Below are 12712 nucleotides of genomic sequence, written 5' to 3'. Positions count from 1 at the left end.
TAGCCGGAAAAGCCTGCCGCTTAGCGCAAGCGGCAGGCCGATCGGCAATATTGCTTATCGATTGAACACCCGGTTTTCCTGCTCCGCCACGCGGATAAAGGTCGTGCGCTTGGTCAGCTCTTTCAGCCGCTCAGCGCCAACGTAGGTGCAGGCAGAGCGCAGGCCACCAAGAATGTCTCGCGCCGTGTTGTCTACCGGGCCGCGAACGGGAAGCTTAACGGTTTTGCCTTCGGCGGCACGGTAGCCAGCCACGCCGCCGACGTGACGGTTCATCGCAGATTCAGAACTCATGCCGTAAAACAGCATGAACTGCTCGCCATCCTCTTCCACCAGCGTGCCTTCGCATTCATCATGCGCGGCCAGCATCCCGCCAAGCATCACAAAATCAGCGCCGCCGCCGAAGGCTTTCGCCACGTCGCCCGGTACCGAACAGCCGCCGTCGCTGACAATTTGACCGCCCAGCCCATGCGCCGCATCGGCACATTCAATCACAGCGGAAAGCTGCGGATAGCCTACGCCAGTTTTCACCCTTGTCGTACAGACGGAGCCGGGGCCGATGCCCACCTTCACGATATCGGCACCGGAAAGGATAAGTTCCTCCACCATTTCGCCCGTCACTACGTTACCCGCACAGATAGTTTTATCCGGGCAGGCCTCGCGAGCACGCTGTAAAAACTCGACAAAGTGTTCGGAGTAGCCGTTAGCAACGTCAATACAAATGAAATTTAACGCGGGCGACAGTGCGAGGATCTGCTGCATTTTAACGAAATCGGCATCGGAAGTGCCGGTGGAAACCATCACGTGTTGCAGTACGCTTTCCGGCACGCGAGCGATAAAGGCCTGCCATTGTGCCACGCTATAATGCTTGTGAACGGCGGTAAGGACCTGGAATGAGGCCAGCGCTTCCGCCATGCTGAAGGTACCGACGGTATCCATATTGGCGGCAATGATCGGCACGCCTGACCAGGCGACGCCGGAGTGTTTGAAGGTGAACTGACGGTTCAGATCAACCTGTGAACGACTCTTCAACGTGGAACGTTTGGGGCGGATCAGGACATCTTTAAAGCCTAGTTTAATATCTTCTTCAATACGCATAAATCACTTCCTGGTTGATGGCGCAATCTGATGATTGGGTGCTGCGGCCAGCTCCAGTAGCCTTATCATACGCGCTAAAAACGCACGGACAAGACTGCGAAAACAGGTTTATTTAGGCTACAATCCCATAAATTTATCTGTGATTCTCTTATGTGATCTGCACCCCACTTTTAACGGCCGCGTCAATGCTGGCCGGCGCGGATGCGGCCACATCGGAGCCGTGAGAATCGGGACTATGAGCTATACTGTTGCGCTGACCGGCGGTATCGGCAGCGGGAAAACCACTATCGCTAACGCCTTCGCGGCCAGAGGCGTGGATATCGTTGACGCCGATGTTATTGCCCGTCAGGTCGTAGAGCCCGGTCAACCCGCGCTGAAGGCGATACAAGAGCGGTTTGGCGCGGCGGTCATTCGCCCGGACGGCACGTTAGATCGCGCCGCGCTGCGTAAGCGGATTTTCAGCTCCACGCAGGAAAAAGCCTGGCTGAACGCCCTTCTACATCCGCTGATCCATTGTGAGACCCGTCGCCAGCTGGCGTTAACCCGCTCCGTCTGGTGCCTGTGGGTCGTTCCTTTACTGGTTGAAAACAATCTGCAGCAGCTGGCCGATCGGGTGCTGGTAGTGGATGTCGATCGCGAAACGCAGCTGGCGCGTACCATGACCAGAGACAACATCAGCCGTGAACAGGCTGAACATATTTTGGCTGCGCAGGCCACGCGTGAAGCGCGACTTGCCGTAGCCGACGACATTATCGATAACGGCGGCACACCTGATGATGTGGCCGCCAAAGTTGCCCGGCTGGATCGGCGCTATCGCCAGCTTGCCGGAGCAACAGATCAGGATTAAAGCATGAGCACAACGGTTTTATTTGAGTACCCACTAAATGAAAAAATGCGGACCTGGCTGCGCATTGAATTTTTAATGAATCAACTGGACAGCAGTCGCACCATCGTCGATTCAGTCAGCGCGCTAACTTTTTTCCGCAATGCGGCCGAGCTGCTGGATGTATTTGAACGCGGCGAACTGCGCACCGAAATTGTCAAAGAGCTGGATAAGCAGCAGCAGAAGCTGCGTTCCTGGGCGGAAGTGCCGGGCGTGGACATGGATCTGGTGCATAAGCTGCACGACAGTCTGAAAACGCGTTCGACTGCGCTTATGGCCGCCCCGCGTATGGGACAGATGATGCGGGAGGATCGGTTGATCGGACTGGTCCGTCAGCGCTTAAGTATTCCCGGCGGCTGCTGCAGTTTCGACCTGCCTACGCTGCATATCTGGCTGCATATAGAACAGGAGAAACGGGACAGTCAGGTCGCGCTGTGGATGAATTCGCTGGCGCCTATTCGCGACGCGCTGACGCTGATTTTAGACTTAATTCGCCAGTCGGGCGCTTTTCGCCATCAGACCAGCCTGAACGGATTTTACCAGGACAACGCGGAAGGCGCCGATCTGCTGCGCCTGCAGCTGATGCTGGAGGACTCGCTTTATCCGCAGGTTTCCGGCCATAAAAGCCGCTATGCTATCCGCTTTCTGCCGCTTGACAGCGAGCACGGCGAGGTGCCGGCGCGCCTCGATTTTCAACTTGCCTGCTGCTGAGGTAACGATCAATGAATGAAGTCATCACCGTAAACTGTCCAACCTGTAATAAAGAGGTTATCTGGGATGAGCTAAGCCCATGGCGGCCCTTCTGCAGCAAGCGCTGTCAGCTGATCGATTTGGGCGAATGGGCTAACGAAGAGAAACGAATCCCCAGCGAGGGCGGCCTTTCCGACAGCGATGAATGGAGCGAAGAGCCGAAAGATCGCTACTGAAAGCTTGCTGTCAGGAAGATGAACGCTGGCTGAATATGGCCCTTTTCAGCCAGCGGCTATGCAATATCGCCTTCGTTAATCCCTCTGAAGCCGAACGATATCGCCTGAACCAGCCCGGCCTGCAGGCGGGCGATATCGTCTAAATCAGCCCGGCCTGCAGGCGAGCTATCAGTTCTGCATTGGCGGGAGGAAATTCTTCCGCCACCAGCGCCTGCTGCGCGACCCAGCGCTGCGGCTGCCCTTCACGTCCCCACGGTTCGCCCCGCCAGGCCTCGACCAGAAAAAAATGCAGTGTGACCTGTAGCTCGCTGTCCGTATGGCTGGCCATACCGCAGGCCGATGCGCCCAGTGGAGTGATGCCCGTTTCTTCCTGTAGCTCGCGCTTCAGCGCCTGTTCCGGCGTTTCGCCTGCTTCGATTTTCCCGCCAGGAAATTCCCATCGATTAGCCATATGGGATTTGGCGGAGCGCTGGGTTAAAAATATTCTTTTCTGCCCGTCACGAATGATGCCTACTGCCACCTGCAAATGCTTCATAACTGTTCTCTGGATTGCCTGAAGTACGCCGCCACTATTCCAGCGTTGCGGCACGATCGCAAGCCCGATTGTAAACTGCGGGCCGTTACGAAAATCAGCTATGTAACAGCATGAAAATGGCCGAAGATCGGTACGCCAGTAAAAACAAAGCGTAACATTTCTTTCCAGGGAAGCCTGTCCTAAGCAAAACAGACAGGCAGGGCGACGTCTGCCGACTCACGGATAAGAGGAAAGAAATATGCGCCGCATCTTTAACCACCGGATAAACATGATCATGCTGCCAGCGCTATTGGCAGTGACAGCAGTCGTCATAGTGCAGCTGCCTCTGAGCCTGTGGCTACCGGCGCTGCTGCTAAGCTGGACGTTATTAGTACTGGCAGTAGTGGATTACCGTATGCTGCTGCTGCCGGATATGCTGACGCTGCCGCTGCTCTGGCTTGGACTGCTTGCCAGCACGCTCGGATTGCTGCCGGGCCTGTCGCCAGAGCAGGCCGTTTACGGCGCGGCAGCAGGTTACAGCACGCTTTGGCTACTCTCACACGGCTATTGGCTGCTGAGAAACAAAGAGGGGCTGGGGCTGGGCGATGCCAAATTACTGGCGGCGCTGGGCGCCTGGACGGGCCTGGAGCGGCTGCCCTGGGTCGTGCTGCTGGCGACGCTTATCACCGCAGCCGCGCTGTTTGCCGCGTGGCTGCTGTTCAGGCATCCGCTTAATGTACCTTTCCCCTTTGGGCCTGCGCTGGCCTTTGCAGGCTGGACGATATTTCTCTGGCTCTACGGATAACGGCCAGGAGGCCGGCCCGGACGGCAGGCTTTACTTAAGCGCCGCTGTGGCATCGACGCGGCTGCGCCAGGTTCCTGTCCGCGACGCAGGCTGCGATACATGAAGGACTCATTTTGACGAAAATTATGGCTGCAAAGTAGCGACGTTGCGGCATTGCGAAGTAATAAACGTTCGCTTTGGCGAACTTAATATTTTGCCTCGCTTTCGCAACGGCTGTGGCTGTGGCTGTGGCTGTGGCTGTGGCTGTGGCTGTGGCTGTGGCTGTGGAGAAGAGTTTTAAACGTCCCTGCCTGCTCCGCCATAAAAAAACCGGGGAATTCCCCGGTTTTTTAAAGCGTAGTCAGCAATACCCGTTAGGCCAGGCGGCCGTGACACTGCTTATATTTTTTACCGGAGCCGCAAGGGCAAGGATCGTTACGCCCGACTTTACGCTCGCCGGTCTGCTCAGCCAGCGCCATCGCCGCTTCCGTTTCGGTATCCACATGGCTCAGCTGCTGCTGCTGCGCCAGACGCTCGGCTTCCTCACGACGCTGCTCTTCCATCGCTTCAACCTCTTCCGGCATCCGCACCTGCACCTTGCTCAGCGTGCTGATCACTTCATACTTCAGCGACTCCAGCATTGCGGCGAACATGGCGAAAGACTCGCGCTTGTACTCCTGTTTAGGATCCTTCTGCGCATAGCCACGCAAATGGATGCCCTGACGCAGGTAGTCCATTGCAGCCAGATGCTCTTTCCACAGCGAATCCAGCGTTTGCAGCATCACGCCTTTTTCAAAGTTGCGCATCATCTCAATGCCGACCACTTCTTCTTTACGCTGATACTGCTCTTTGGCGTGCGTCATAATACGTTCGCGCAGCGTCTCTTCATGCAGTTCAGGCTCTTTGTCCAGCCACTCTGCAATTGGCAGCTCCAGGTCGAAATCGTTTTTCAGCCGTTCCTGCAGGCCTGGCACATCCCACATTTCTTCCAGCGACTGCGGTGGAATGTAGGTATCGATCGTGGTTTTAAACACGTCTTCACGGATGCTGGCAATGGTTTCCGATACGTCGGAAACGTCCAGCAGCTCGTTACGCTGGGTGTAGATAGCGCGACGCTGATCGTTAGCCACGTCATCATATTCCAGCAGCTGCTTACGAATATCGAAGTTGCGGCTTTCCACTTTGCGCTGTGCATTGGCGATAGCTTTGGTCACCCACGGATGCTCAATTGCTTCGCCCGGCTTCATGCCCAGTTTACGCATCATGTTAGAGACGCGATCGGAGGCAAAAATACGCATCAGCGCATCTTCCATCGACAGATAGAAGCGTGAGGAGCCATTATCGCCCTGACGACCGGAGCGGCCGCGCAGCTGGTTATCGATACGGCGTGATTCATGACGCTCGGTGCCGATGATATGCAGACCGCCGGAGGCCAGTACCGCATCGTGACGTACTTTCCAGGCGCTTTTGATCGCTTCAATCTGCTCAGGAGTTGGATCGGCCAGCGCGGCGATTTCCGCCTGCCAGCTGCCGCCCAGCACGATATCCGTACCGCGACCCGCCATGTTTGTTGCGATGGTAACCGCGCCCGGCTGACCAGCCTGCGCCACGATATCCGCTTCACGGGCGTGGAATTTGGCGTTCAGCACCTCGTGTTTAATCCCTGCGCGGGTCAGCTCGGCTGACACCACTTCCGATTTCTCAATAGAGATCGTTCCCACCAGCACCGGCTGGCCGTTAGCGGTACGCTCGCGGATATCTTCAATGATCGCGTCGATCTTCTCTTTCTCGGTCATATAGACCAGATCCGGCAGATCTTTACGCACCATTGGGCGGTTGGTCGGCACTACAATCGTTTCCAGCTTGTAGATAGAGCTGAATTCAAAAGCCTCGGTATCTGCCGTACCGGTCATACCGGCCAGCTTGTCGTAAAGGCGGAAATAGTTCTGGAAAGTAATAGAAGCCAGCGTCTGGTTCTCGTTCTGGATCTCCACGCCTTCTTTCGCTTCTACCGCCTGATGCAGACCATCCGACCAGCGACGGCCCTGCATGGTACGACCAGTATGTTCATCGACGATAATCACTTCGCCGTCTTTCACGATATAGTCCACGTCGCGGGTAAAGAGCGCATGGGCGCGCAGCGCCGCCGTTACGTGGTGCATCATCATGATGTTGCCCGGCGAGTAAAGCGACTCGCCCTCTACCATGATGCCTTCGCTGACCAGCAGCTCTTCCACCTTCATCAGGCCGCGCTCGGTCAGATGCACCTGGCGCCCTTTTTCATCCACAGAAAAGTCGCCTTCGCCCTGGAAGGTGTCGGAATCTTCTTTGTCCTGACGGATCAGGTGAGGGATGATTTTGTTAACTTTGATATAGAGTTCGGAGCTGTCTTCCGCCGGACCGGAGATAATCAGCGGCGTACGTGCTTCGTCGATCAGGATGGAGTCGACCTCATCCACCAGCGCATAGTTAAGCTTACGCTGCACGCGATCCTCAGGGCTGAACGCCATGTTATCGCGCAGATAGTCAAAGCCATATTCGTTGTTGGTGCCGTAAGTAATATCGGCAGCGTAGGCTTCACGTTTGGCCGGGGCAGGCATTCCCGGCAGGTTGATGCCGATGCTCAATCCCAGGAACTCGAACAGCGCGCGGTTGTTTTCCGCATCACGCTGCGCCAGATAGTCGTTGACCGTGACGACGTGCACGCCTTTGCCGCTAAGGGCGTTCAGGTAGGCAGGCAGCGTAGCGGTCAGGGTTTTACCTTCACCGGTACGCATTTCCGCGATGCAGCGATCGTTCAGTACCATGCCGCCCAGCAGCTGCACGTCAAAGTGACGCATGTTAAAGACGCGCTTGCTGGCCTCGCGTACGGTCGCAAAGGCTTCCGGGATCAGGTTTTCCAGCACTTCACCTTTTTCCAGACGCGCGCGGAACTCGGCGGTCTTCGCCTTCAGCTCATCATCGGACAGCTTCTCGAAGTCCGGTTCCATCTTGTTGATCTGCTCAACCACTTTGCGCATACGGCGCAGCGTACGGTCGTTACTGCTACCAAAAACCTTGGTTAATAATTTGATTAACATAAACAATATTCTCTCAGCCACTGCTTCTACAGCGCATCACTAAACTTTTAATGGGGGAACTATAGTCGATTTATGCGAGAGAGGCAGGCCCGGCGCGAATGCCCTGCACGCTGGCCAGCCACAGGCCGGTATGATAGCGAGGCGCGTCGGTTGTTTGCTGCGGCGCGGTCTGACGAACAATCGCGGGCGGTCTGGCTTCATGCGTGAGTAGCGCATTTAGCGTATCCAGTAGCGCCAGCCGATGCACTTCAAGCGGCGTGGCCTGCTCAATAACGGCAGCGGGCGTCAGCGTAAAAGAGAGATGGCGAATAACGGTGCGGATGGCGTGTTGATGCCAGTAATCCACGTTGAAGCTGGCGCGACGCGCGTTTAACAACGCAAGGCTGTCGAAACGCACGCTATTATTGATATTCAGGCTTCTGGAAGCAGTTTCTGGTAAGGTATCACCTGAGGCGTGAGGCAGACCAAAGCTCGCCGCGACCATCCCCAACAGGAGATGCGGCCAGAAGTAACGTCTGCCAAATTGTCGCCAACAATTAAGAATACCCACTGTTTTCCGCCGGAGCCTGCTATGCGCGATAGTCGCCCGCAATCAATTGAAAGTTTTTTCGAAGCTGCCGAAGGCCAGAGTATGCTGCAATCCATTCAGCAACGCGCTATTGCGCTGAATAAGCTGAACCGTGCGTTGCAGGGTATTATCCCGGCTCAGCTGCATCCCTGGTGCCGCGTGGCGAATTTTCGCCAGGGCGTTCTGGTGCTTGAAACCGCTAACGCCAGCTGGATGATGCGCTTACGCTATGAACAATCCAGCCTGCTGTCAGCTTTACGAGCGCAAATATTACCATCATTGACGTCAATCGACATCAGGATAAATCCAACGATGGCGGCAAAAGCTCAGGAAAACGCGCAGGAAAACAGCGTTCGGCCAGCAAAAGAGAATAATCTGGGACGTCAGCTTAGCGAAGAGAGTGCGGAGATTTTACGGGGAGTCGCGAGCCGTAGCCCGGAAAAACTAAAGAAAACATTAGAACGACTGGCCTTGCTGGCCGGAGAGAGTACCCGCTCAACCAGTCGTCATAAATAGTGCTTAAGCCAGCACCAGGTTTGGCGCACGGAAGGTCACCGGCAGTTCGGCTTCGTCTTCAAACGTTGCCCATTCCCAGGCTTCCTGCTTCGCCAGTACGGCCTGCAGCAGCTTGTTGTTCAGCGCGTGACCACCCTTGAACGCGGTAAAGGCGCCAATGATGTTGTGTCCGCACATAAACAGGTCGCCGATCGCATCCAGCATTTTGTGACGCACGAACTCGTCCTCAAAACGCAGGCCGTCTTCGTTCAGCACGCGATAGTCATCCACCACGATGGCGCAGTCGAAGCTGCCGCCCAGGCAAAGACCGCGAGACTGTAACGCCTCGATGTCGCGCATAAAGCCGAACGTACGGGCGCGGCTGATTTGACGGGCAAAGGCTTCAGCGGAAAAATCCATGCTGTAGCGCTGTGAGCTGGCGTCAATAGCCGGGTGCTTAAAGTCGATGGTGAAATCGAGCTTAAAGCCGTTGTGCGGGACCAGTTCAGCCCATTTGTCGCCGTCTTCAACCCGGACAGGCTGTTTGATGCGCACAAATTTTTTCGCGCAGTTCAGCTCCTGAATACCCGCGTCCATCAGCAGATAAATAAAAGGCGCCGCGCTGCCATCCATAATAGGGATTTCAGGCGCGTTAACTTCCACCACGATATTATCAATGCCGAGGCCAGCAAGGGCCGCATTCAGGTGCTCGACCGTGGATATACGCACGTCATGCTCGTTGACCAGGCAGGTACAGAGCATGGTATCACGCACGGATTTGGCATCAGCCGGGAAATCAACCGGTGGATTCAAGTCAGTGCGACGATAGATGACCCCGGTGTTAGCCGGCGCAGGGCGTAGCGTCAGAGTGACTTTCTTGCCGGTATGCAAACCGACGCCAGTCGCCTGAACAATACGTTTTAATGTCCGTTGTTTGATCATCGCATTATCTCGCAAAATTACTCATCCGACCGCCAGTATAAATCACTGACGGGCGAACACTTTAACACAAAGAGCGGAGAACCCCAACCTTCAGGGAATTCTTAGTCCGCCTGCTTACGCAGGAAGGCCGGAATATCCAGATAGTCAGGCTCTTTGTTGGTTTGCGTGCCGGGCTCGTTGACGACTTTCGCCGCAGGCTTTTGCTCCTGAGGCAGCGGCGCCATGCCGTGCTGCTGATAACGATGATCCATGACAGGCTGAGTCTGTGCCTGCTTGTTGGTCACCAGCGTGATCTCCGGACGTTTGTCCATGCCGATGCCGGTTGCGACCACGGTCACACGTAGCTCGTCGTTCATTTCCGGATCCAGCGAGGTACCGATAACCACGGTCGCGTTGTCGGAAGCGAAGGCGCGGATAGTGTTACCCACGGTTTCAAATTCGTCCAGACGCAGGTCGAAACCAGCCGTGATGTTGACCAGTACGCCGCGCGCGCCGGAAAGGTCGATATCTTCCAGCAGCGGGCTGGAGATCGCCATTTCGGCCGCTTCTTCCGCACGGTCTTCGCCGCAAGCCACGCCGGAACCCATCATTGCGTAGCCCATTTCGGACATCACCGTGCGCACGTCGGCAAAGTCGACGTTCATCAGGCCCGGACGGGTAATCAGTTCGGCAATGCCCTGTACCGCGCCTTTCAGCACGTCGTTAGCCGCGCCGAACGCGTCCAGCAGAGAGATACCGCGACCCAGCACTTTCAGCAGCTTGTCGTTTGGAATAGTAATCAGAGAATCGACATGCTTGGAGAGCTCGGCAATACCCTGCTCCGCGAAAGCCATACGCTTCTTGCCTTCAAAATTGAAAGGCTTGGTCACGACGGCCACGGTCAGGATACCTAAATCTTTGGCTACTTCGGCCACGACCGGCGCTGCGCCGGTACCGGTGCCGCCGCCCATACCTGCGGCGATAAACACCATGTCCGCGCCTTCCAGCGCCTGACGTAATGCTTCACGATCTTCTTCCGCTGAATTGCGTCCTACTTCCGGGTTTGCCCCGGCACCCAGACCCTTGGTAATCCCGTTACCGATTTGGATGGTCTGGCCTACTGCCGTTTTGCGCAACGCCTGAGCGTCGGTGTTAACGGCAAAGAATTCTACGCCTTCGATGCGCTCACGCACCATATGCTCTACAGCGTTACCGCCGCCGCCGCCGACGCCGATGACTTTAATCACCGCGTCATTGGTTAATTCCATAGGTTCAAACATAATTTCTCTCCGTTATGTGCCTGTCGCCTGGAGATCATAAAATAAGCCTAGCATGATCTCCTTTTCTCTAAATTAAAACTCTTTTTTCAGCCAGCTGTTGATTCGCTTGAACCAGTTGCCCACTGACGCTCTTTTTTCCACATCCGCCTCACCGTTAAGATGAGACTCTTTTCCGTAGTGCAGCAGCCCGACAGCAGTCGAGTAGTAAGGCTCCTGCGCATAATCTGTTAAGCCGGTGATATTCAGCGGCTGGCCGATGCGTACCTGCGTATGGAACACACGCTGCGCGCAGGCCGCCAGGCCTTCAATCTGCGCCGCGCCGCCGGTCAGGACGATGCCTGCGGCCAGGTGATGCTTGACGCCCTGCTGACGCAGCTGCTCCTGCAGCTGTAAAATCTCGTCGTTGACCAGGTTCAGCAGCTCGGTATAGCGCGGCTCAATGACCTCTGCCAGCGTCTGGCGCTGCAGGCTGCGCGGCGGCCGTCCGCCCACGCTGGGCACCTCGACGTTTTCATCTTTGCCGACAATGGAGCCGAGCGCGCAGCCGTGACGCACCTTAATGGCTTCCGCATCGGTCGGCGGCGTGCCGAACGCATAGGCGATGTCGCTGGTCACCACGTTGCCCGCATACGGAATAACCTTGGTGTGGCGCAGCGCCCCGCCAGTATAGACCGCGATATCCATTGTGCCGCCGCCGACGTCCACAACGCAAACGCCCAGCTCGCGTTCATCTTCGGTCAGCACGGCGAAACTCGAGGCCAGACCGGCGAAAATCAGTTGGTCAACTTTCAGGCCGCATCGTTCAACCGCTTTAACGATGTTTTTCGCCATATCGTTATGGCAGGTGATCAAATGGACTTTCGCCTGCATACGCACGCCCGATAAGCCTACCGGATTTTTGATCCCTTCCTGATAATCGATCGCATATTCTTGCGGAATAACGTGCAAAATCCGGTGTTCGTCACGAACACGCACGGATTTCGCGGTGTGCACCACGTTTTCCACATCTTCCTGGGTCACTTCCTCTTCTGAAATAGGAACCATCCCTATTTCGTTCTGACAGCTGATGTGTTTTCCCGACAGCGCCAGATAAACCGACGAAATCTGGCAGTCCGCCATTAATTCGGCCTGGTCAATCGCACGCTGTACGCACTTGACGACCGACTCCAGGTCGTTGACGCCGCCTTTATCCATACCGCGAGAAGGACAGCTACCCACCCCGATGATATTGACCATACCATCGGGCAAAACTTCCCCTACCAAAGCGGCGACCTTCGCGGTGCCGATTTCCAGTCCAACTACCAGTTTTCTGTCCGTCGCCTTGATCATTGTTGTTTAACCTGTGCCTGATTCTGTTGCTTATTACCGTCAGTGGTCTGAATAAGTGGCGGTGCCCAGCCTACTGCCGCGCCAGAGTCGTATCGCAGGTCCACATAACCGATGCGCTTATTTTCCGCTTGCGCCTGCTGCTGGAGCGTCGGCCAGAGCTGAATGAAGCGTTTCAGCCTCTTCATATCCTCGTTGCGTCCCAGTTCCAGACGCGTATCGTCATCCAGCACCAGCTGCCATGAACGCCGCGCCGTCATTGACGCCGCCTTCAGCTTAAATTTTCCGGCTGCCAGCATAGCCTCCATCTGATGGTAGCCTGCCAGCACTTCGGATTCGCTGCCTTCCGGCCCGTAAAGCATCACCATCTTCTCTTTGCCGAGGTGATTAGCCGGCACGCTGAACGATTTTCCTCCTGCATCAACCAGATGCAGGTCATTCCAGCGGGCAACGGGCACATATTCAACCAGATGAATCTTTAATTCGTCCGGCCACTGCTTACGCACGCTGACCTGTTGGATCCAGGGCAGCCGTTCAATCTGCTGCTGGATCACATCCACATCCTGCGACATAAAAGTGCCAGGCTCCCCCAGCGACAGGATCGCCTGGCGAATATCGTCGTTGGTGGTGTAGTGCATTTGCCCCGTCACCACCAGCCTCGACAGCGGCAGCCGGGACGCGTCGTTCATCCAGCGTACCACTACGTAACCGCCTGCCGACATCACGCCAAGCACTATCAACAGAAAAAGAATGCCGGCGAGCCGCGAGCCGTTGCTGCGGCCGGTGCGCGCTTTTTCCTGCGCCTCGCGATTGCGAACATTCAGAGCAGCCTGGGACATA

At 56.1% G+C, this 12712-nt stretch carries 13 protein-coding genes; 5 read left to right on the top strand and 8 right to left on the bottom strand.

All coding sequences use genetic code 11. The features are described from left to right. Positions 1–54 precede the first annotated feature (54 nt). The gene (locus tag EGK14_RS10305; protein ID WP_125289010.1) at positions 55–1095 is read right to left on the bottom strand and encodes a GMP reductase; all 1041 of its coding nucleotides are present in this window, start codon (positions 1093–1095) and stop codon (positions 55–57) included. Positions 1096–1330: 235 nt separating this feature from the next. Here EGK14_RS10305 and coaE point away from each other — a divergent pair, with 235 nt between their 5' ends. Genes coaE through yacG form a run of 3 tightly spaced genes read left to right on the top strand, consistent with a single transcriptional unit; the run spans position 1331 to position 2904 of the window. Further along, the gene (gene coaE, locus EGK14_RS10300; protein WP_125289009.1) at positions 1331–1942 is read left to right on the top strand and encodes a dephospho-CoA kinase; all 612 of its coding nucleotides are present in this window, start codon (positions 1331–1333) and stop codon (positions 1940–1942) included. A 3-nt stretch (positions 1943–1945) separates the two neighbouring features. Then, positions 1946–2689, top strand: coding sequence for a cell division protein ZapD (gene zapD, locus EGK14_RS10295; RefSeq protein WP_125289008.1), 744 nt, complete (start codon positions 1946–1948; stop codon positions 2687–2689). Between the two features lie 11 nt (positions 2690–2700). Beyond that, positions 2701–2904 carry a DNA gyrase inhibitor YacG gene (gene yacG, locus EGK14_RS10290; RefSeq protein ID WP_125289007.1) on the top strand — a complete coding sequence of 68 codons (204 nt, stop codon included), beginning with the start codon at positions 2701–2703 and terminating at the stop codon, positions 2902–2904. 139 nt (positions 2905–3043) lie between these two features. Here yacG and mutT read toward each other — a convergent pair whose 3' ends face one another. Beyond that, on the bottom strand, positions 3044–3439 hold the full coding sequence (gene mutT / locus EGK14_RS10285; protein WP_125289006.1) for an 8-oxo-dGTP diphosphatase MutT: 396 nt from the start codon (positions 3437–3439) through the stop codon (positions 3044–3046). Between the two features lie 313 nt (positions 3440–3752). Here mutT and EGK14_RS10280 point away from each other — a divergent pair, with 313 nt between their 5' ends. Continuing rightward, the gene (locus EGK14_RS10280) at positions 3753–4223 is read left to right on the top strand and encodes an A24 family peptidase (protein ID WP_158616043.1); all 471 of its coding nucleotides are present in this window, start codon (positions 3753–3755) and stop codon (positions 4221–4223) included. A gap of 353 nt (positions 4224–4576) precedes the next feature. Here the strand turns inward: EGK14_RS10280 and secA are convergent, their stop codons facing one another. Further along, entirely contained in the window at positions 4577–7282 is a 2706-nt protein-coding gene (gene secA / locus EGK14_RS10275; RefSeq protein ID WP_125289004.1) for a preprotein translocase subunit SecA, read from the bottom strand. Between the two features lie 70 nt (positions 7283–7352). Continuing rightward, complete coding sequence (secM, locus tag EGK14_RS10270; RefSeq protein ID WP_125289003.1) at positions 7353–7832, bottom strand: secA translation cis-regulator SecM; 480 nt, start codon at positions 7830–7832, stop codon at positions 7353–7355. Between the two features lie 21 nt (positions 7833–7853). On the opposite strand from secM, the gene EGK14_RS10265 reads away from it, so the two are divergent. Beyond that, positions 7854–8366: a DUF721 domain-containing protein gene (locus EGK14_RS10265; protein ID WP_125289002.1), complete on the top strand. Its 513-nt coding sequence runs from the start codon at positions 7854–7856 to the stop codon at positions 8364–8366. 3 nt (positions 8367–8369) lie between these two features. Here the strand turns inward: EGK14_RS10265 and lpxC are convergent, their stop codons facing one another. The 4 genes from lpxC to ftsQ all read right to left on the bottom strand — a co-directional run bounded on the left by lpxC (position 8370) and on the right by ftsQ (position 12711). After that, positions 8370–9287 carry a UDP-3-O-acyl-N-acetylglucosamine deacetylase gene (gene lpxC / locus EGK14_RS10260; protein ID WP_125289001.1) on the bottom strand — a complete coding sequence of 306 codons (918 nt, stop codon included), beginning with the start codon at positions 9285–9287 and terminating at the stop codon, positions 8370–8372. A 101-nt stretch (positions 9288–9388) separates the two neighbouring features. Then, positions 9389–10546, bottom strand: a complete 1158-nt coding sequence (gene ftsZ, locus EGK14_RS10255; RefSeq protein WP_125289000.1) for a cell division protein FtsZ — start codon at positions 10544–10546, stop codon at positions 9389–9391. 72 nt (positions 10547–10618) lie between these two features. Further along, entirely contained in the window at positions 10619–11875 is a 1257-nt protein-coding gene (ftsA, locus tag EGK14_RS10250; protein WP_125288999.1) for a cell division protein FtsA, read from the bottom strand. Then, positions 11872–12711, bottom strand: a complete 840-nt coding sequence (ftsQ, locus tag EGK14_RS10245) for a cell division protein FtsQ (protein WP_125288998.1) — start codon at positions 12709–12711, stop codon at positions 11872–11874. The genes ftsA and ftsQ overlap by 4 nt, the downstream gene beginning before the upstream one ends. Position 12712 lies beyond the last annotated feature (1 nt).

The sequence above is a fragment of the Erwinia sp. 198 genome (genome assembly GCF_003937915.1).
In the GTDB taxonomy this organism is placed as follows: Bacteria; Pseudomonadota; Gammaproteobacteria; order Enterobacterales; family Enterobacteriaceae; genus Erwinia; species Erwinia aeris.
The sequence above is the reverse complement of the archived record's forward strand: the minus strand, read 5'-3'. Positions and strand labels throughout refer to the sequence as shown.

Coding starts and splice junctions, on each gene's coding strand:
- EGK14_RS10305 (WP_125289010.1), bottom strand. CDS start 1,095: ATGCGTATTGAAGAAGATATTAAACTAGGCTTTAAAGATGTCCTGATC.
- coaE (WP_125289009.1), top strand. CDS start 1,331: ATGAGCTATACTGTTGCGCTGACCGGCGGTATCGGCAGCGGGAAAACC.
- zapD (WP_125289008.1), top strand. CDS start 1,946: ATGAGCACAACGGTTTTATTTGAGTACCCACTAAATGAAAAAATGCGG.
- yacG (WP_125289007.1), top strand. CDS start 2,701: ATGAATGAAGTCATCACCGTAAACTGTCCAACCTGTAATAAAGAGGTT.
- mutT (WP_125289006.1), bottom strand. CDS start 3,439: ATGAAGCATTTGCAGGTGGCAGTAGGCATCATTCGTGACGGGCAGAAA.
- secA (WP_125289004.1), bottom strand. CDS start 7,282: ATGTTAATCAAATTATTAACCAAGGTTTTTGGTAGCAGTAACGACCGT.
- EGK14_RS10265 (WP_125289002.1), top strand. CDS start 7,854: ATGCGCGATAGTCGCCCGCAATCAATTGAAAGTTTTTTCGAAGCTGCC.
- lpxC (WP_125289001.1), bottom strand. CDS start 9,287: ATGATCAAACAACGGACATTAAAACGTATTGTTCAGGCGACTGGCGTC.
- ftsZ (WP_125289000.1), bottom strand. CDS start 10,546: ATGTTTGAACCTATGGAATTAACCAATGACGCGGTGATTAAAGTCATC.
- ftsA (WP_125288999.1), bottom strand. CDS start 11,875: ATGATCAAGGCGACGGACAGAAAACTGGTAGTTGGACTGGAAATCGGC.
- ftsQ (WP_125288998.1), bottom strand. CDS start 12,711: ATGTCCCAGGCTGCTCTGAATGTTCGCAATCGCGAGGCGCAGGAAAAA.